This is a genomic window from Dyadobacter arcticus (assembly GCF_011762185.1).
GTDB lineage: Bacteria > Bacteroidota > Bacteroidia > Cytophagales > Spirosomataceae > Dyadobacter > Dyadobacter arcticus.
Genome location: NZ_JAASQJ010000004.1, coordinates 391,869 through 412,435, shown reverse-complemented (window position 1 = coordinate 412,435; position 20,567 = coordinate 391,869). Strand labels below are relative to the sequence as shown.

General features: G+C 45.5%; 16 protein-coding genes. 2 read left to right on the top strand and 14 right to left on the bottom strand.

Annotated elements, in window-relative coordinates; translation table 11 throughout:
* Positions 1-14: 14 nt before the first annotated feature.
* The 10 genes from FHS68_RS20575 to FHS68_RS20530 form a co-directional block, all read right to left on the bottom strand.
* On the bottom strand, positions 15-2,204 hold the full coding sequence (locus FHS68_RS20575) for a hypothetical protein (RefSeq protein WP_167274242.1): 2,190 nt from the start codon (positions 2,202-2,204) through the stop codon (positions 15-17).
* Positions 2,197-3,312: a BatA domain-containing protein gene (locus FHS68_RS20570; protein WP_167274240.1), complete on the bottom strand. Its 1,116-nt coding sequence runs from the start codon at positions 3,310-3,312 to the stop codon at positions 2,197-2,199. The genes FHS68_RS20575 and FHS68_RS20570 overlap by 8 nt, the downstream gene beginning before the upstream one ends.
* Positions 3,312-4,214, bottom strand: coding sequence for a DUF58 domain-containing protein (locus tag FHS68_RS20565; protein WP_167274237.1), 903 nt, complete (start codon positions 4,212-4,214; stop codon positions 3,312-3,314). The genes FHS68_RS20570 and FHS68_RS20565 overlap by 1 nt, the downstream gene beginning before the upstream one ends.
* 13 nt (positions 4,215-4,227) lie before the next feature.
* A complete protein-coding gene (locus FHS68_RS20560; RefSeq protein ID WP_167274235.1) occupies positions 4,228-5,214 on the bottom strand; it encodes an AAA family ATPase in 987 nt (328 codons plus the stop codon).
* Positions 5,215-5,424: 210 nt separating this feature from the next.
* Positions 5,425-6,042, bottom strand: a complete 618-nt coding sequence (locus FHS68_RS20555; RefSeq protein ID WP_167274233.1) for a DUF4159 domain-containing protein — start codon at positions 6,040-6,042, stop codon at positions 5,425-5,427.
* A 22-nt stretch (positions 6,043-6,064) separates the two neighbouring features.
* A complete protein-coding gene (locus tag FHS68_RS20550) occupies positions 6,065-7,402 on the bottom strand; it encodes a TldD/PmbA family protein (protein ID WP_167274230.1) in 1,338 nt (445 codons plus the stop codon).
* Positions 7,403-7,469: 67 nt separating this feature from the next.
* Positions 7,470-9,107 (bottom strand): TldD/PmbA family protein, encoded by a 1,638-nt coding sequence (locus FHS68_RS20545; RefSeq protein WP_167274228.1) that lies wholly within the window; start codon positions 9,105-9,107, stop codon positions 7,470-7,472.
* Between the two features lie 58 nt (positions 9,108-9,165).
* Entirely contained in the window at positions 9,166-10,482 is a 1,317-nt protein-coding gene (locus tag FHS68_RS20540) for a TldD/PmbA family protein (RefSeq protein WP_167274225.1), read from the bottom strand.
* Between the two features lie 100 nt (positions 10,483-10,582).
* Positions 10,583-12,226 (bottom strand): TldD/PmbA family protein, encoded by a 1,644-nt coding sequence (locus tag FHS68_RS20535; RefSeq protein WP_167274222.1) that lies wholly within the window; start codon positions 12,224-12,226, stop codon positions 10,583-10,585.
* A 226-nt stretch (positions 12,227-12,452) separates the two neighbouring features.
* Complete coding sequence (locus FHS68_RS20530; RefSeq protein ID WP_167274220.1) at positions 12,453-12,806, bottom strand: response regulator; 354 nt, start codon at positions 12,804-12,806, stop codon at positions 12,453-12,455.
* A gap of 386 nt (positions 12,807-13,192) precedes the next feature.
* Here FHS68_RS20530 and FHS68_RS20525 point away from each other — a divergent pair, with 386 nt between their 5' ends.
* Entirely contained in the window at positions 13,193-13,828 is a 636-nt protein-coding gene (locus FHS68_RS20525) for a dioxygenase family protein (RefSeq protein ID WP_167274217.1), read from the top strand.
* A gap of 4 nt (positions 13,829-13,832) precedes the next feature.
* Here the strand turns inward: FHS68_RS20525 and FHS68_RS20520 are convergent, their stop codons facing one another.
* Complete coding sequence (locus tag FHS68_RS20520; RefSeq protein ID WP_167274215.1) at positions 13,833-16,124, bottom strand: glycoside hydrolase family 32 protein; 2,292 nt, start codon at positions 16,122-16,124, stop codon at positions 13,833-13,835.
* 75 nt (positions 16,125-16,199) lie between these two features.
* Positions 16,200-18,617, bottom strand: a complete 2,418-nt coding sequence (locus FHS68_RS20515) for a glycoside hydrolase family 9 protein (protein WP_167274212.1) — start codon at positions 18,615-18,617, stop codon at positions 16,200-16,202.
* A gap of 162 nt (positions 18,618-18,779) precedes the next feature.
* Here FHS68_RS20515 and FHS68_RS20510 point away from each other — a divergent pair, with 162 nt between their 5' ends.
* A complete protein-coding gene (locus tag FHS68_RS20510; protein WP_167274209.1) occupies positions 18,780-19,373 on the top strand; it encodes a 2OG-Fe(II) oxygenase in 594 nt (197 codons plus the stop codon).
* Here FHS68_RS20510 and FHS68_RS20505 read toward each other — a convergent pair.
* Together FHS68_RS20505 and FHS68_RS20500 are read right to left on the bottom strand one after the other, a co-directional pair.
* Positions 19,370-19,852, bottom strand: a complete 483-nt coding sequence (locus tag FHS68_RS20505) for a GyrI-like domain-containing protein (protein WP_310588616.1) — start codon at positions 19,850-19,852, stop codon at positions 19,370-19,372. The two genes, FHS68_RS20510 and FHS68_RS20505, sit on opposite strands and share 4 nt — an antisense overlap.
* Positions 19,849-20,445, bottom strand: coding sequence for a 2'-5' RNA ligase family protein (locus FHS68_RS20500; protein WP_229211991.1), 597 nt, complete (start codon positions 20,443-20,445; stop codon positions 19,849-19,851). The genes FHS68_RS20505 and FHS68_RS20500 overlap by 4 nt, the downstream gene beginning before the upstream one ends.
* Positions 20,446-20,567: the final 122 nt, after the last annotated feature.

Genomic DNA, 20,567 nt, shown 5'->3' with positions numbered 1-20,567 from the left:
TGTTCAATTTCACGTCAGCGGAGTTCTTTCCGGAACGCCTGTTCCAGTTTCGTGTCGCTCGAATAGCTTTGCCTGCTCAGCACCGATTGCACAGAAAATGGATACAATTCGGTTTTCAATAATAATTTTTCTTCCGTACTCAGGGATTTACCGCTTACAACCTTTTGTAATAATGCAATCACTGGCCAATTCTGCAAACCGCCGTTAAATGGTCCGCTCTCGATAAGCCGTTGGCTTAATGCCGATCCCGATTGTTGCAGCCGCGCCTGCTGGTTTTTATTTAATATTTTATAATCAAGAAACCCAAGCACCTCAGCTGCAAGCTGTTGAGTTCGTTTCGAATCCAATACTTTTTTTGAATCCAGGTTGGTCGCCAGCTCCTTCATTTCTCCTGTCAGCCTTTTCTCCTGCTCTTTGATCGGAGGCGGATCATAGCCGCTCTTTTTGACATAAGCTCTTGCTTTTCGCTGGGCGGATTTAAGATATTCCAATGCTTTATTCTCAAAAGGCAATGCTTTTTCAGGCTCGTACATGCGGAGATGCAACTCCGACTGCCACATTTGTTCCAATGCCATTTTTAGCAGACTTCTGGTGGATTGTTCGTAAAAAGTATTGGTCTCGGCATTATCATGGGCATGCGTGTACTGTTCCATCAAAGCCGCCAGCGGATCTTTCGCTTCCTCTACTTTCTGGGCATTTCCATGATCATGGTGTTCTGGTTGGGCCTCGGTAGGCTCGGCCGTTCTCTGCTCTGCCCCCTCCCCAGTCCCATCCGAATGATGCGTGAAAGCATCGACCACGTCGCCTCCGGCCTCCGCACCGCCAATGCTGGTCTCAAATTCTTCCCCCAAATATTGCCCATAGCGTAACCGGAGCACTTTTTGGTCAAAACCAATTTCATTGGAAATCGAATTAAACTCTTGCTTGGGAAGCTTTTTCCGTCTGACAATCAATTTTTCTGTGTCGATAATAATCTGTCGCTGGCTGCGGAAATACTCTGGCATCATGTTCACGGCCATCGTAGCGAGCTCCGCTTCCTCCACCTGCGAGGTGTCTTTATACACCAGAAAATAAGTGTCTGATTTGCTAAAATTCGCCTCCGGCTGCTTGTTATCCACGGCTGCCCAATAATAGTAAAGCTCGTCGCCAGGGGCGAAATTAAGCGCGTTCAGGTTAATGCTTTTTTCAAGATTCGCCTGCTTGAAATTGCCAGACAATGGCAGCTTTACTTCCCGAAACTTCACATTCTCTCCCGAACCCCGTGCGACGGTCGCCACAATAAATGCCTGCTTCACCTGAAAATCATCGGAAATCTTTGCTGATACTTGAATGGTTTTGCTGTCTTTCAGATGATGATATTGATACAATTCCTTTGAAGCCGGCTCTATTTTTGGGGCAAGATCAGGTATCGCTTCCAGCTTGTAAAAGTCTGACTGATAGATCAATGAATCATTCCAATATGCTTTGATGGAATACAATCCGGAGCCGGTCAGGCGGTCGCTATAATTGAATTTTGTTTTCACTTTCTTGAAAGCTACTTCCTCGCCCCGACTATTGGCCAGCTTTACGGCCAGCTTATCATGATCATCAAAGCTGACACTCCAGCTGATGACTGCGCCGTAAATGGCGCTGACATTCAAGTCGTCCGATTGTCGTTTTGGTAGATTCGTATAACCAGGCGGCTGAATAGTTACCTCCGCAGATTGGAAAACAGGCGGAACCAGCGGATCCTTTTTCCTTAATGTTATGCCTGTTTCTGACACTGCATTTGAAGATTCTTGCGAAGTCGTTTGAAATTTTGGATAAAACCAATAAAAAGCAAAAGATAGCATCAACAAAATAGAGTACCAGCCGATGTCCGTGTACAACTTTCGGAATGGAAAAACTGCGTCCCGATCGGCTATTCTTTCAAGCTGCATTCTTTCCGCAATGTTCAATTCCTCTTTTTCCAGCAAATGCAGACTATATTCCGTTTCGCCAGAATAGCGATGAATGAGACTGATGGCTTTCGGCCTCTTCTTTTGGTAAATTCTTGTGATAAAAATCCCTGTTGCCAGTCCGAAAAGCGCTGCTGGAACGGATAATAATTGAGAAAAAACAGCCGCCAACAGATAAGTCGATCCTGCCAGCAAAATGCACCGGATCGCGTCGGTGACATAAAGCTGATTGGTAACATTACTGACCAGTTTTTCTAATCTAAGCATACGCAGTTGTTGTATTTTTTCTTAACGACATCCAGCGTTCCAAAAGCACTGTCAAAACGAACATTAGCAATAGCCATTTCAGTATTTGATCCGCTTTTGTTTCCTGGATAGGCTTTGTTTGGATAAATAATGCTTTCAATTGTCTGTTGCTCAATGGCATATCATCATTTCCAATATTATAATGATTTAACAAAATATCTCCCATCCACTCTGGTAACCTGCCGTTCGCAACCAGTTCAGAAGAAGATAACCGCAGAGAATCTGGTATCTGGTACACATTGCCCGGGAGTTCCGCTCTTTTATTTTTTCCAGATAAAACATACAATGCCTGCAGGTTAATGTCATTGTCAACGCTGTCGGTCAGTATCCAATCATATTTTTCGCCAGCATTTGCAATCATATCAATTTTGAAAGGAATTTGGTAAACATCAGTCAAAGCCTGCAAACCTGCATAGACCGTTTTTTGCTCCGTATTATTTCGATATCGCAATAAGACCGTCAATTTCCTGTCCCTGAGAAATTGCAAAGGCTCCCGCTTTTCCCCCGCGGAATCTGCAAACGGATACAGCTCAAAATGACCTGGAACATAAATTTTCACTTGATTCGCCTGAGATCGGCCTGCGTGAATGTATAGTCTTAAATTCTGGCCAATACCTACTAACTGATTGATCGTCTGCTGCATATATGCTCCACATTCTTTGCAATCAGGGACATTCAAAAGATCGTCTGCCGCTCTCACTTCCGGGCCAATCCAATATACTTTTTCGCCCTTTTTCAATGCCGTTTCGAGTTCAAAGCGAAAGTTGCTGACCAAAGTCTGTTCTGGCTGGACCAGGTGGATTGTTTGTTTTGGGGCTGAATTGGTGAGCCAATTGATAAGTGGCTTGCTCAGTATCAATGCAAGTAATGTTACCAGCAAACATCTGATGAGCATCAGCGGAATCTCATGCAACCGAATGCTGCGATGGTTCAATGTTGTTTTGTCCAGAAGCCAGCGCGAGGCAGCCCATTGGATGGTCTTGCCCTTTTTCTGATTCCAGAAATGGATGATCACCGGAATTGTTACCGCCGCTATTCCCCAAAGCCAGGAAGATTGCAGAAATTCCATTATCCTTTTCGTTTTGTTAAAAATGTCTTCAATATCATCCCGATTGGGTCACTCATGCGCGCAGAAACCAGATGCACGTGCGGTATTTGCAATTGTTCTTTCAAACCTGTCAGATACAATTCCATCGAATCCCTGAACCTTTCTTTGACCGATTCTGCATCCAGCTCAATTTCCCGGCCTGTTTCCAGGTCCATGAACCTGTAAAATCCTTTTAGGTTAAAGCTAACTTCCTGATCACCTAAAATCTGAAAAATGACAATTTCCCGATGCGGATTGGCAAGGGATCGGATCAGTTTCAGCCATTCATCGTCGACCTGCAAAAAGTCGCTGACGAAGATCAATTGTTCTTTCTTTTTGGTCTGGAGTTCCGGGAATTTAAGCAATGTCTCTGCCACATTAACCCACTGGCCGCCTGCAACTGTTTTTTCAAGTCCTACCAATATCTTTTGAAATGCCTGCCTACCTGAAGAAACTGACCCGGTCGAACTCAAAGTCTGGACTTCGCCGTCTTTTAAAGTATACAAACTCATCTGATCATTTTGAATGTAACACAGATAGGCCAGGGAGGCGAGCAATATCTGCGCATACTGCAAGCGGCTGACCCCATTCTCAACGTAATTCATCGAGCCGCTCAAATCGAGCACGAAGCGGATCTGTCGGTCACTTTCTGTTGAAGATTCACGGATTAAATGCTTGTCAGTCCGCGCAAATAGCTTCCAGTCAATTCGTTTCGGGTCATCGCCAGGCTGGTAATGCCGGTATTGTTCAAACTCAACCCCGATTCCCGAACGCTTGCTCCCATGTATACCCAACATCAACTCCTCACTCACCAGCTTGCCGGTCAGTTGCAGGTTTTTCAATTTTATGAGATGGGAAGCAAGAAGCCCGGTGGTTTTTGGCATGTTTTGTCTGTATTTAAGGCTTCACGGCCCGCAACAACTCGCCTATCACCTGGTCCGTCGTAATATTTTCAGCTTCGGCCCTGAAATTCATGGCAATGCGGTGCCGTAAGACTGGGTAAGCGAGCGTATGGATATCCTCCGGAACAACCGAAAAACGTTCATTCATGACAGCCCGGGCCTTTGCGCAAAGTACCAGCGCCTGGCCCGCGCGCGGGCCCGCTCCCCAGTCACACCATTCTTTTACAAAATCGGATGGACTTCCCTCAGGTCGCGAAGCGCGGACTAGTTTATTGATCCATACAATCAGTTCATCGCTGATATGTACCTGTCTCGTCAGCTTTTGCAGGTCACCAATTTCAATATCAGAAAGGATGCGGTCGATTTGCGGGCGGAATGAGCCGGTGGTACCTTTTAGTATGTTCAGTTCTTCCTGTTCGTCGGGATAACTTAGTTTGATATAAAGCAAAAACCGATCTAACTGCGCTTCTGGCAATGGATAGGTTCCAGCCTGCTCGATTGGGTTTTGGGTTGCAATGATTAAAAAAGGCGTGGGAAGTTCGTAGTTCGTTCCGCCATAAGTAACGCTTTTTTCCTGCATGGCTTCGAGTAATGCAGCCTGTGTTTTCGGAGGCGTCCGGTTAATTTCATCGGCCAAAACCACATTGGCAAACAGCGGGCCCTTGTTGAATTTGAAAAACTTCTTCCCGGTTTCGTGATCTTCTTCCAGGATTTCAGTGCCCACAATATCGCCAGGCATTAAGTCCGGCGTAAACTGGATCCTCTTAAAACTCATATGCAGCGCCTCCGACATGGTTTTGACCATCAAGGTTTTCGCCAAACCCGGCACGCCTTCCAACAGACAATGCCCGGACGCCAGCAAAGAAATCAATATCTCGTCAATTGCCTCCTGCTGCCCAACAATCACCTTGGCAATTTCATTTTTGAGAAGCGGTAGCTTGGCGACGAGGGTTTTATAATGGGTTGTGTCGGTTGTTTCCAAGCAGTGAATATTTTTTATATGACTTTGTCATCCTGAACTCCTGTCACCCTGAGCGGAGTCGAAGGGGCGTTGCTGATATGAGTAACGCCCTTCGACTCCGCTCAGGGTGACAAACTAGGCTCAGAATAACATTTTTAACAATAAATGACTAAAAAAGACAAAAGCATAACAAATAGCCGAACGCTAATTCCTGACCACCCCCGAACCTTTCTACGCCGTCAACGCATACATCACGATATTGACCCCGAACCTTGTGTTATCAACTGCCAGGAATCGTTTGTTGCGGAAGTCGTAATCCCATTCGCAGCCGTAATCTTTGTTGCTGTACAATACCCCGATCCGGCCGTTGATGATAACTGCTTTCAAATAATCGTGCACAAGGTCGTCGCCCCAGCCGTTTAGCTCGAAAGTTGTGGTTGGCGGGCCGTCTTCAAATTTGAAGAAGCAATTGTAAATTGGGTGGTTGTTCGGGATCTTTTTTAATGCCTTCGCCCCAAACGTGCGTTCCATTTCCTGTTCAAAGGATTTGGCAAAAAGTCCGTCGATATCATGATTGCAATCGTCGACAAAAACGAAACCGCCATTTTGGACATATCTCCTGAAATGGTCCCGTTCCTGAGAAGAAAATTCAACCAGCTTGTGACCGCTCAGATAGCAGAATGGGCTTTTAAATATTTCATTGCTGTTGAGCTGAACTACTTTTTCCTTCTCGTCGATGGGTACGGTGGTGTACTCGACCAGCGAATGCAGCAGGTTGGACGGCATCCGCTGGTCTGTATCCCAATTTCCAGAAGTGTATTGAAGTCTTGTAAAGAAAAATGGTTTCATGCTTCCCTATCAACCCATCAACCTAAACCGCGTCGGAAAGTGATGAAAATGTGAATTCTCTGATTTTCATAGGCGGAATTAAGTAATTCCGGTCCGATTCTGTACTTACCACTCTTTCCGGTTTGCCCAATGTTTCCAGGTTATTCAACATAATAACCGGACTTTCATTGAAACGGAAGTTTTTAATCGGATGTTTGATCACGCCGTTTTCAATATAAAATGTACCGTCGCGCGTAAGGCCCGTAAGCAACAATGTTTGTGGATCGACTTCACGGATATACCAGAGTTTGGTAACCAAAATCCCTTGTTTGGTCGATTTGATCATTTCTTCCATCGTCGCCGTCCCGCCTTCCATAATCACATTGCTAGGAAAAGGCACTGGCTTCACATTATTCTTTTGCGCCCAATATCTCGAATAAACCATGTTTTTCACAACCCCTTTTTCAATCCAGCTCATCTTGTTGACAGGCTGCCCGTCGCCCGAATAAGGAGACCCCGGCAAGTCTGGGTTCGATGGATCGGAGTAAATATTGACGCGCTCATCGACAATTTTTTCATTAAGCTTGGTCTTTCCGCCCGGCTTGCTCAGGAATGACCTGCCTTCGTCCGCGCTTCTTGCATCAAAATTGAAATAGATATTTTCAAGAAGCACGATTGCCGCGGTAGGCTCTAAAATCACCGTGTATTTGCCCGGCTCCAATGCCTTTGCTTCCACTGAGCCCAGGGATTTCTGGATGGCAATCTTGGTTGCCGCAGCGGTGTCGAGCTTTTTAACATCGCTATATCCTCTTGCTACATAACCTGAACCTTTTCCGTCAGGCGTTCTCACCGTCAATGTGAAGTTGACGCTCGTGCTTGGGTAATATGCGAATAAACCTTTGGAATTCATCATGGCAGTGTAACCCTTCTGATTTTCCAAAAAGCCAGCCGCAGTCAGGTTTTGAGCGCGGGAAAGTTCAAGGCTTTTCATAACCGCATCTGCACGAAAATCGGCATTGACGGCAGCAGTTGACTCAAAAAACCCACTTGATTTTTGATAAGTCTGTGGATCCAAAACACCAACATGCTCTGGATTTTCGGGCGCCAGCTGGGCCAGTTCCTCTGATCTGCGCACGCATCTTTCTATGGATTCATCGCTGAATTCATCAATGGTCGCAACCCCAACCTTTTTACCATAAGCCGATTGAACGGATAAATTTTGGTTAACAAGCGATCCGCTGGTGGATACCTGGTTTCTTGCATAGCGCAGGTTACCTCTTTCCTCGCCAAGGATATTCGCTTCACATTCGTCTGCCTTGGAATATTTTAATACTTTTTGCAATAATGCTTTTGCTTCTGCTTCGGTTAATATGATTGACATGGTGTTTTAGTTTTGAATTAGTGAATTTGTGAATGAGTGAATGAGTGAATTTTGACTGGGTCACTCATTAAATCTTCCTAGCTGTATTGATCACATTCACTCCGTTGAAACGCGCTGTTGAACTTCCGTGCGAAACAGCGCTCGACTGCGAAGGCTGACCCTTTCCATCAAAGAACGAACCACCCAGGCGATAATCCTTATCATCACAAACCTGTACACAAGAATTCCAGAATTCCTGGGTATTGGACTGATACGCAACGTCTTTCAACATGCCTGCAATTTTTCCATCCTTGATTTCATAGAACAATTGCCCGCCAAACTGGAAGTTATAACGTTGCTGGTCAATTGAGAATGAACCGTCGCCAATGATGTAAATGCCTTTTTTAACATCTTTGATCATGTCGTCCACCGACAATGGTGTTTTTCCCGCAGCAAGCGAAACATTGGGCATACGCTGGAACTGCACCGAACTCCACGAATCGGCATAGCAGCAGCCGTGCGATTCTTTTTCACCGATTATATGTGCCTGATCGCGGATCGCCTGGTAATTCACCAGCACGCCGTCTTTCACTAAGTCCCATTTCTTAGTATTAACCCCCTCATCGTCCCAGCCAACGGCTCCCAACGAACCTACCTGCAATTTGTCGGCAATGAGGTTGACTTGCTTACTGCCATACTGGAAATTTTTAGATTGCCATTTGTCTAACGTAGCAAAGGAAGTTCCAGCAAAATTGGCTTCATATCCGAGTACCCTGTCAAGTTCCAGTGGGTGACCTACAGATTCGTGAATGGTTAGCCACAAATGGGAAGGATCCAGGATCAGGTCATATTTTCCAGCTTCAACAGATTTTGCAGTCAGTTTTTCTTTGGCTTGTTTTGCTCCGGCGGTGGCGTCTTCCAGCATGTCATAACCCATATTATAACGGGTGGTCACACCGGTAACCTTGTCTTTTGGGTTCACCTGAAGATAGTCGTAACCCATGCCCATCGGGGCGCTCAGGGCATTTCTGGTTTCGAACTTCCCGGATTTTGGATCAATAGAAGTGATATTGAAAATAGGCCAGATCCTGTGAACGTCCTGGTCAATGTAGGAGCCGTCTGTAGAAGCAAAATACTTCTGCTCGTTGACCAGGAACAGGATGGAATTCACGTAGTTAGCCCCATTTGCCATGGCTGCAGCATTCACGGAAAGCAGCAGGTCTGCTTTTTCTTTTACAGGTACTTCGAAGGCGTTTTTCTTGATCGGTGCTTTCCAGCTAACCTCTCCAAAACCTTTCTGCGGCGCAAGCTGCACAGGTTCCTTCATGAGCTTGGCGTTGGCTTTCGCAATGGCGACTGCATCCTCCGCAGCCTTCGCCATTTGCGCTTCGCTTTTTACATCTACTACCGCAGCGAAACCCCAGCAACCATTTGCAATAACCCTCACACCTACTCCATAAGATTCGGTATTGACAATGTTCTGGACCTTGTCCTCCCTGGTAATTACAAATTGATTGAGATAACGGCCAATCCGAACATCGGCGTAAGACGCGCCTTTAGATTTGGCGGCGTTGAGAGCAGCATCTGCCAGTTTTTTCTTAACAGCGACATCATCTCCGGGGTTGAGAAATGCTTCCGGAGAAACAATTCTGCCCATTGCGAGACCGGGTAAAAGGAACGCTCCGGTTCCCAATCCAGCCAGTTGTACAAAATCTCTTCTTTTCAAGGTGTAAATGTTTTGCTAATCGTGATGAGATTGGTTGAAAGGTAAGCTATACTACGCGTTACACAGCGTCGGACAAACTCGTAAATGTGAAGTCCCTGATTTTCAATGGCGGAATGAGGTTGCCGCTGGCGCGTACCGGCTTACCAATTGCTTCCAGGTTGTTGAGCATGATCACCGGACTTTCGTTGAACCTGAAATTTTTAACGGGGTATTTGATCTGCCCGTTTTCAATATAAAATGTACCATCGCGGGTAAGTCCGGTATATAATAATGTTTGAGGATCGACCGCCCGGATGTACCAGAACCGGGTCACGAGTATTCCTTTCTCCGTGCCTTTGATCAGATCGGCCAATGACTCTGTCCCTCCCTGAAAAATAAATCCCGATGGTGGTGGAGTAGCCTTAACACCTTGTTTTTGAGCCCAAAAACGAGAGTAATACATGTTTTTCACGACACCGTTTTCAATCCAGGCTACTTTTTCCTGAGGCCTGCCATCTCCGCTGAATGACGAACTCGGAATTTCCAGGTTCATCGGATCTGAGTAAATGGTGACACGTTCGTCGAAGAGTTTTTCACCTAACCTTGTCCCGCCGCCTTTTTTACCCAAAAAGCTCCGGCCTTCATCTGCATTCCGCGCATCCATGCTCCGCATCATGTTTTGAAGCAAATCCACGCCGGCAGTAGGTTCGAGTATAACAGTGTATTTGCCGGGTTCTAATGCTTTGGTATTTGCTGATGCCAATGCTTTTTGCATGGCGATCTCTGTCGCAGATTTTGTATCAAGTTTGGAAGCATCATTGTAATCCCGCGTGGCATAACCCGAACCTTTCCCGTCGGCTGTGCGAACGGTAATGGAAAAATCCACCGAGGTCGACTTATTGTACCCAAATAGTCCCTTATTATTGCCGGTTGCAGTAAAACCTGCGCTATCCTGCAAGAAACCTGCGGCGGTAAGGTCTTTCTTCACGCAAGGATCAATGCTGTTGAATGCAGCTTGTGCACGGAAATTGGGATTAATTGCTGCGGTACTTTCAGAAAATGTTTGGGTTTCCTGATAGTTCTGAGGCCCCAGCATCGCCATATATTCAGGATTATCAGGAGCCAGCTGCGCGATTTCCTCGGCACGCCTTACCGTTTTTTCCAATGAGGCATCATCAAATTCATTGATTGTAGCTGTTCCTGATTTTTTTCCAAAAACAGAGGTAACCGAAAGCGAAAGATCTGTCGTCTCGCCGCTGGTAGAAACGGAGTTCCGGGCGTACCGGATGTTGCCACTCCGGTCCCCGGAAAGCCCGACACTAATCTCATCGGCCTTCGAAAATGCCAGCACCTTATCGATTATCTTCTTTGCCTCTTCTTTGGTTAGTATTGCCATGGTTTTTTAAATTTTGAAGTTTGAATGAGTGAATAAAAAAATCGTCATTCCCGTTCCATGGCTGACTCATTCACTCATTCACTCATTCACTCATTCAACATTAAATCTTCCTCCCCGTATTAATCACATTCACCCCATTGAATCGCGTCGTGGAGCTGCCGTGGGAAACAGCACTTACCTGGCCGGGTTGGCCTTTGCCGTCGAAAAATGAGCCGAATGTGCGGTAATCGTCCTTGTCGCAAAGTTGTGCGCACGAGTTCCAGAATTCCTGGGTGTTGGACTGGTAAGCGACATCATCGAGCATGCCTGCAAGCTCCCCGTTTTTTATTTCGTAAAAAACCTGTCCGCCAAACTGGAAGTTATAGCGCTGCTGATCAATGGAATAAGATCCTCTTCCGATAATGTAAATCCCTTTTTCAACGCCTTTGATCATATCCATCACACTGCGTTTTTCAGCAGCCGGTTTCAGGGAAATGTTTGGCATACGCTGAAACTGGACCGAATTCCAGTTGTCTGCATAACAGCATCCATGCGATTCTTTCTCACCAATAATTTTAACCTGATCGCGGATCGCCTGATAGTTGACCAGGATTCCATCTTTGATAATGTCCCATTCCTTACAAGGCACGCCTTCATCGTCAAAACCGACTGCGCCAAGCGTTTGCGCCTGCGTTTTATCAGCCACAATGTTGACCAGCTTGCTTCCGTAAGCGAAATTTTTAGATTGCCATTTGTCCAATGTCGCGAAACTGGTACCCGCGTAATTGGCTTCGTAACCCAGCACACGGTCGAGTTCCGTCGGGTGGCCAACGGATTCGTGGATGGTTAAGCCCAAATGGTTTGGGTCCAGAACAAGGTCGTATTTGCCCGCCTGGACCGTTTTGGCAGCTATTTTTTCTTTGGCTTGCTTGGCAGCTGTAACCGCATCCTCGATCATATCGTAGGAATTCCGGTAACCTACCAGCCCGTTTGGACCAGCGATTTTTTCGGCAGCGATACCATCCAGATACTCATAACCCATACCCATCGGGGAACTGATGGCGTCGCGCGTTTTGAATTTGCCCGCAGCTTTATCAGTAACGGTTACGGTAAATGTGGGCCAGATGCGGTGAATATCCTGATCGATGAATGATCCGTCGGATGAAGCAAAATACTTTTGCTCATTGACAAAAAATAGGTTCGAAGTCACAAAGCTTGCCCCGCCGTCGAGTGCTTTGTTATTGACATTCATCAAAAGATCGATCTTTTCGCGGATGGGGATTTCAAAAGCATTTTTAACGATAGGTGTTTTCCAGGTTTTGTCCCCTACCCCTTTCTGTTCGGCCAATACAACAGGCTCTTTCTGAAATTTTGAATTGGCTTTTGCAATTTCAACCGCTGTGGCTGCACATTTGGCGATACCATCGGGAGTTACATCGCTGGTGGCCGAGAAACCCCAGGTACCATTGGCAATTACCCTGATCCCAATGCCATAAGATTCTGCATTAACAATGTTTTGAACCTGCTTTTCACGTGTAAAGAGGTACTGCTGTAAGTATCTGCCGATCCGGACGTCTGTATATGTGGCACCTTTGCTTTTGGCAGCATTCAATGCAATTTCGGTGAGCTTCTTCTTGGCGGGAGCGTCCATCCACGGTTCCAGTAAGTGTTCGGCGGAAACGGTGCAGCCGATAACCGGCACCGAGGGGAGCATTAAAGCGCCTATTCCCATACCAGACATTTGCATGAAATCTCTTCTTTTCATTTGTTCAGATTTGGCCTTTCGGCAAAGGATGAAGGATAATTGTCAGAAATTGACTTCACAATGTAATCAATATATTTTCAACAAATATTCGCAAAGCAATTTTTTATCACAGAATCAGAAGGAAGCTTTTCGAGAAGTTTATACATAAATCGTCTGCCCATCCATTGTCTGACAGGAAGAATCATTTGAAAAAGGCGGAAAATAGAGTTAAATCAGAAAACGCTTTTCAAGCCGAAGGAGAAACGATTAAATGTCTGAGCTGATGTTCGTCCCAGGGCTTGTTCACATAGGTATGAAAATATCCCTGATCAGCAGCCATTTTGAATTCATCCGTATAGGCATTGCCAGTCAGCAATACACGGGTTGATCCGGGGTATTGACTTGAAGCTAGTTTCAGGAATTCCAGTCCGGTCATGCCGGGCATCTGGTGGTCGGCAAAAATGACATCAATTTTCTTCTCGCTCAGGATCTGTAATCCTTCCTTAGTGGAATTGGCGATATAAACCGTCGCGTCCCTGCGGAAAGTGGCCTTAAATGAATTCAGATTATTGATTTCATGGTCAACATAGAGTACACTCATATTCATTGGTTTCGGTAGGGGTTACGGGGAGTTAAAATCTATGGCAGGCAATCCGAAAAACAATTGGCTGACACTCTTAGTCATTTTCTCTCAATTGTCTTGCTAAAATATCCTTTTTTTCTAAATCAAAAACATATCCCGTTAATAATCAAACACATTCACTAACCCCAATTTATTTAACGGTCATAGAGCAAATCCAAATTTCTACTTTTTTCTCTATTTTCACCCTCGAATGCCATTATTTTTTATCCAAACAGGTATTTGCAACACCATCTGACCCGACACATCTACTTTTCGCGCAGTTCGTCTATTTTATTTTCCGATTCATCATCAATGTCTGTTCTTTGCGCACAACAAATCTGTTTATCAACCAAAATGCAAATGCGATGAAAAGACTATGTGCCCTATTCATTCTTGTGCTGACAACGATCTGGGTTTTCACTTTTTCGATCGAAAAGAGAGTGGGCGGCCCCTGTGAAGGTTGTGAGGCTATTTTTGAAAATTCAATACCATTTGAAAAACTCCCTAGTTTCACAAAATTGCCTGAGGTAACCTGGAAGGGAAAAAAGCCGCTGGGCATTAATGGGATCGTATACAAATCGGACGGGAAAACGCCCGCGCCCAATGTGGTGCTGTATGTTTATCACACCAATGAGGCTGGTATTTATCCAAAAAAAGGGGATGAAAAAGGCTGGGCCAAAAGGCACGGGTATATCCGCGCATGGCTAAAAACCGATGAAAAGGGCGAATACAAGTTCGTCACATTGCGGCCCGGCATCTACCCTGACCGCGGAGAACCCGCCCACATTCACATTACCTTAAAAGAGCCAGGGCTAAACGAATACTACATTGATGAGTTCGTCTTTTCTGACGACCCGTTACTGACTACCGAAAAGCGGAATAAGCTGGAAAATCGGGGAGGCAGCGGCATCATCATGAAGCTCGTGGATGTTGGTAGTATGTTCAAAGGCGAGCGGAATATTTACTTAGGTAAAAACATTCCGGATTATCCGACCAAATAACCAATTACTGCTCCCAGGCAGGTTTCATGTCCCATGCTTCAAGCGAAATAAGCTTTGCGTCGCCACCTTCACTAAAAACGTAATATTGCAAATCCAAGGTAGCGCCTTCAAAAACAGCGCTTCCAGCCTCTCCGTTGACGAACACTTCTAATAATGCACGGTCGAGAAACAAATGAAACTTTACTTTTTGGCCAGGAGTGTAATGTGCGATAGAGTGACCTATTTCCGGGTAAGGTGACGTAATTTTTATGCCACCTTCTACCCTAACCTCGTCTTTGGCGACATCATATGTAATCCTGGTATCTTCCTTTTTTCCTGATCCAGATCGAAGTATAAGTCCAAAAAGTTTTGCGCTTCCCGGCTGAAACTCGGCAATGATTTCCAGGGCATCTCCTTTTACATTTTTGATCGGTTCTGACTTGCCATCATGTATCCTTATGGGTGCAGTCTGGTAATGTTTACTTCTTAGCATTTTTGCTTCTGGCACTGGCTCCTGCACTAACCTGTCGCCTTCACGGGTCAGTATCCGTGGTAGTACATGCACGCCGTACCAGGGAATGCCAGCCGTATTACCTATCATGTTAATGTTCATCGCCATGATGATCCTCCGTTCGGCTCCTTCCGGCCCTTTGAAGTCGACGGCGGATGGATTGAAGCAATTGAAATAATTCAGGAAATCGAGAAGCTTTCCCTGCGGCTCGTCGGGGATGAAAGCAGGAATATTCTTATCGTACTTCCCGATCCAATAACGCACCGGACGCGTCCCGACCATTAACACATGTTTATCCCCAAAAGGTAATAAATAAGGGAATTCTGCAAGGCCATCTTTCTGATTGGCATCGGCAGGTTTTGGATGCGCAGGCACATTGAAAATCTCCCCTAACTCTGTCCAGTTAATAAGGTCAGGCGAGGATAGCAGCATGATTCCGTCGCCGGTTTTGCCATTCAATTTTCCCCAATATTGCTTTACGGTAATGCTGTACCAGGTATTTCCTTCCTTCCAGGTATGTCCATCATGATGCACGAGATTGGTCATAACCGGCTTTTTCTCCGAAAATGAAAGCAGGTCATCATGACTTTTTGCCATCACCGCGATTTTCCCTTTTTTGCCAAGAGCGGTGTAAATCATGGTGGGCGTTTTGGTATCGTCATAAAACACATTGCCGAGCCAAATGCCCTTTTCGTCCAGGTCACTATCTGCCCAGATTGCAATCGGTTGATCTTTCCAATGGATCAGATCATTGCTCACATAATGCGCCAGCGGCGAATTGGCAAGGATGCCTACGATGTTACGGTAACTAAAAACGTGGTATTGTCCTTTGTGATAAAATGCGCCCGCCGGATCAAAAAGACCGTCCATGGGTGCTGAAAGATGGTAAAGCGGATGTTTCGGATCGGTAACCATGAATTTGCGCATAACCTGGCCCAATTTTTCTGCTTCCCGTACATTTTTCGATCTGGAGGCATTGTGAAAATCCGAATAGGCCCGAAGCGTTTTTTGAACTTCTGTTTCTTTCGAAGGCTTCGTGATCACCTTTACATCACAAAGTTTCGCTATCTCTTCGTCGGTCAAGACCCTGTTCCATATTGCCACATGATCGATTTCGCCTTTGAACGGTCTTTCGTAAAGCCAATCTTTGGCCGCCTGCGGCAAAGCAGCGCCAGGCGGTTCTTCAATGCGCCAGGCACCAATGAGCAAGGGATCTTCATCAATAACCTTCAATTTTTCTGAAAACTGATCCTGAAACTGCACAATCCCGTCTGCAATGAAATTCAGCTTACCATGATCAACCCTTAAAACGAGGTCGTACCATTTATCAAATTCAAGAAATGAGAGCGGAAACTCGCGGGAAAGTGTACCCGCACTGTCGCTGACAGGCAACCGCGCAAGCAGTAAGCCACTGGGATGCAGGATAATGCTACACAAGTTGGTTTTGATCAACCCGCCGGATTTGGAAAGCTTAACCCTTAATGCAAGTGTAAAATTTTCACCAGAAATGACATTACCCGACTTGGCGTCACCTGAAAGCCAACCTTTTCCATTGAAAGCAACACTGCGCCCGTCTCCTCCCCTTTTTAGTGAAGCGGCAGGAGAGTCGGAAATTTCGCTAAATATTGTTTTTTCACCAACATAGGATAAAGTTATCTGCTGATTTCCAAGACTTTGCAAGTCCGAAAACTGCCACAGAACGACAGGACCAGCTGGGAGAGCTGCCGCAATGCTATTATCCTTCTTTTGAGCAAATGCATTGAATATAAATCCGAGGTAAACCAGCAATAGGAGCTTCAAACTCATATCAGAATGACGAAAGGTTTGAAGTAAAAGTAGGCGTGCGCGCTTTTGTACTAATGCAGTCTGTTTATTCTGGTATTAGTTTTTGAAAACTTTTTGATGAAATACCTTTTCGCCCGCCTTTGATACACTCAAAATATAGATGCCACTAGCCAATTGGTTCATCGGAACGCGGAATGAGGCATTTGATCGTTTTTGAAAAACAACTTGCCCGGAAACGTTGGTCAAAGTCACATTTGCGGGCAAGGCTTCGGCGGGCAATGTTAAGTCAAGATAATCAGTCACCGGATTGGGCGCGATCTTGAAACCCTTTCTATCAGATCGGTAAATCGCGGCGATTTTCGAATAGGCATATTTTCCATCAAAATCGACCTGTTTGAGCCGGTAATAGGCGGTGGTTTGGGATAATTCGGGATCTGTAAAGGTGTAATGATTGATCTGGCTGTCGGCATTGGTACCTTTCACTTCTCCGATTAGCCTGAAATCGACCGCATCGACGGAACGCTCGATTTCAAAACGGTCGTTGTTCGTTTCTGATGTTGTTTTCCAAAAGAGCTGCGCTTTTCCGTCGTCGAGCGGTTTTACGTAAAAATCGGCCAGGGTTACAGGCAGCGCGTCTTCCACTGCAAGGGCGTAATTGGCCAGCAATCGTACGTAAGATGCCTGGTAGTAAATAGCAGGTTCCGTAATTTCCCAACTATTGATCGGCCAGCCCGTATTGAAATCCAGATAGCTTTTCTGGCGAGGCTGACCGTAGGGAGGCGTTTGCGAGTTAATGCTGTAATCATAGTTTGGTCCGCCAGACACATATCCGGGCGCAGGACCGTTAGGGGAAGTCAGTGCATTGTCGTAAATGGTACCATCATTGAACCAGGTATGGTATATTTCATTGACCGATTTTTCGGCCCCGAACTGGTACATATTGGACAAATATACAATTCCCTGCGGGTTAACCCCATGAAAATAATGCAGCTGCTCGGCGCTTTTACGGTTCTGGGTTGCAGCAACGCCCAGTCCGGCCTTGACCATTGTTTTGCTTAGATTCCCATAATCCGCCTTCGACATGTTGCTGCCCCAGTGGTATGACCAATCCGGCATGTAAGCGCGGTAAAGATCCAGCGTATTCCAGCCAAAGAAATTGTTCCAATCTCCTTCTACGCCCGGACGGGCTTCATTAAGAATCGCATTTTTAACATTGGTATCCGCATTGGGCAATTTCGTATACCGCAATAATGCTTCAATCACCTCGGTCGCATTCACGCCCCAAAAATTTTCAGCTATCGGAGTTGTTAATACATAATTATTGATAATGAACTGGTGGTATGCATTATCGCCCGTTTTTTCGAAAAGATAGACAGCCGCTATTACCAGCATATTCCGTTGCTGGTCCAGATTCACATCTGCGTCGCCCGCTACAATGCTTCCATCGTCGCAATTGGTCTGCAATTGAGAATTGGCATACAAAGGCAACACATAGTTGAAGCAACTGGCCGCCTTGGCCTGTAATTGAGCAGCATAAGTGGCAAAAGCCGGAAGGTTTCCATAGACGATGGAGGCGTGGGAGAAAACGGATGCAATGGTAGCCGAGGCCGAAGTGCAGGTTGGCCCATAGTAACGGGGATTGATGTTAGCGCTTGGAGGCGACGAAACATTCTCGCTGTAATTCCTACTGCCCATTTTGTTCTGGACACTTCCATCCGCATTCGTCATTTTGAACAGCCAATCCAGCTCCCATTTTATTTCATCAAGCAAATCGGGCACACCATTGTTGCTTTCGGGAATGTTGAAATGGTCGGTAAAAACGGATGGATTTTCCTCGTACGCATAAAGCAGGTCATGCATAGGGCTATGCGTGAAAGATACATATTTGTTGTAATCACCTGCGTCGAACCAACCTCCGGAGAGGTCTTTTTCCAGCGAAGCATCGCCGGGAGTCGAGATATACCTGCAATGCGAGTCCTGTAATGCATTCAAGAAATTATTGGAATCCGTCCATTTGGGCTGGGCATAGGGAGCGCTCTTCGCCATATTGCAGCGGTTATAATAAAACATTTTGAAGGCCGCCAGCATGACGTTGTTGTAGGGATTGGCACCAATGTCAAATACGGCAGAGCGCTGGTTATTTACGGCATCATATATATAGTACGAGCCCACATCTGTAAATGCTGAAAAATCAAACCACCAACCCTGATCGCCCGACTGATCATGGGTTGCGCCACCATTCCAGACTGTGACCGGTCCAGTAAAAACAATGTTATTGGTAGTGCTGTTGCGGACTGTTGCTGTCGGAGGCGCGGTGTAGGATGATGCTGCATTGTAACCCACAATCGGGTTAACTAAAACTGCAACCTTCTCAGCATTAAGAGTATATCCAAACTGATCGACCTGAATGAATGGACTTACCTGGGCTGAGGCTGTTTTTGAAATAATTGAAATGAGGAGCAGGAAGCAGTAAGTACGGTGCTTGGTCGATACACCTCTGTAAATTTTGAGCATAACTATAAGATTGAAATAATAAACAATTCAACGGTTGTTCAATCTTAGAGAAGGATGGAATTTATTCGTACTAATATATCGAATAAATTTACGATTCGCGCCTGACAATTAATAGCGCTATCTTCATGAACACGATAATAAGCAAATCCAACCTTTCACCTTTTGCAAAAAGCCTTTAATATCCTCATTGATAGCTACATTGATGACAAAGTTGGGATAGCGGAGAATTTTCTGACTGCTGAGCTCGCTTCTCAATTGACAAGTAACCTATTAGCGTTGTACACAAAAAACCAATTTCAATCGGCAGGGACCGGGAATGAAAAGATTGTACTCCACGACAAACTGTACCGAGGTGATATGATCTATTGGCTTGACCGTAAGCACAATGACCCTTTTGAAAATGAGTTTTTTGACTTAATGGACAGTTTTGTTACTTACCTTAACAGCACTTGTTACACTGGCATTACGGGTTACGAATTTCATTATGCATTGTATCCCGCAGGCAGTTTTTACAAAAAACACCTCGACCAATTCCGCAACGATCCCAGCCGGCAATATTCTATGATTACGTATTTAAATGCAGATTGGCAGGAAGCAGACGGCGGCCAGTTGCGGATTTACCAGGGAGATCACGAACAGGATATCGCTCCTACCATTGGAAAAAGTATTTTCTTCAAAAGCAGTGAATTGGAACATGAAGTGTTGCTGACGAATCAGGCCCGGCTGAGTATTACGGGATGGTTGAAGGTGGGCTAATCTTTTTCCTTAATCGGGACCCAAATATCTTCCTCCGACTCCGGATCATTATTCTTATACTTCTCTCCAAGCAATTCAAAATGCGGGCGGTTGTCAACTTTATACTCCGAAGCAGGCAACCACATTTCAAAAATCCATCTAAACGTTTTCTGAAATCGCTCGGATCCTCCTTTGTGAAGAAACACCGCATACTTACCAGCTGGCAGAACGAACGATTCCATGCCAAATGGTATGTTATCCAAATCACTAACCTCTACGACAGCCCATTTTTCGAAGATGCCGAGTGGCGAAAAGAAATCTTCTTCGTAGACCTGCATGGAAATCAGGTCGATCGAAATATTATTCGTTATCTCCTTTCTGCGAGGCATAAATCTGCTCCACAACTCGAATGTTCTATTATCTGCCAGAGACATTTTCATGCGCTGGCCGACCAGTTTCTTTTCTGATATCGTTTCGATCCTTGGACGTATCAGGCTCACGGCTGAAACAAATCTAACTGAACCAACGGCGTAGTTCCCCCGAGCAACGGAAGCACATCCACCACATCATATTGCCTCCGCTTTTCATTGAACTTCCTGATTGCGAACGAGTCGCAAAGGAAACTGGCTTCGTAATCCGAAAACAGCGAATATGCCAAAGATATCCACTCCCTAGTCAGCCGTCGCCCAACTGACATATGCGGGTTTTTCGATTCATCTGCCCATTTTCGTGTGTATTGCTTTTTTAGCTTTTTATCAAACAACGTCATAACCGCTCCGCTCCGCTCCCTGATTGCATCGGAAGATTCTTGTGTAGGATTGATATAAAAAGCCGAGAAATTGCCCTTGTCAAAATCACCGAAGCCCACAAATTGTATTTCAAACGGCGTTAATTCTGAGATAATCCGCCTGTAATCGGCCAATAGATAAGGATAATCATTCTCATCTGCCTCAAAGCCGTCGAGTGAAATATGCGCCTCCGCATTGGCGCTGCCGTAGCTGCGACCAATGGCAGTCCGAAATTGCAATTTCATGTCCGCCACTTGCTGGGTGATTTCAGGGCCGGGCATGATGGCGAGGGAGTATTGTTCCAAGAGATTTTGGTTTGGTTTGGACAGTTAATATGAGAAAGGTTCGATGAATTTAAAAATTGTCCAGACCCTTTGTCTCACTGGACCTCCGACATTCCCCTACCTACTTTTTCCTTAAAATAAAT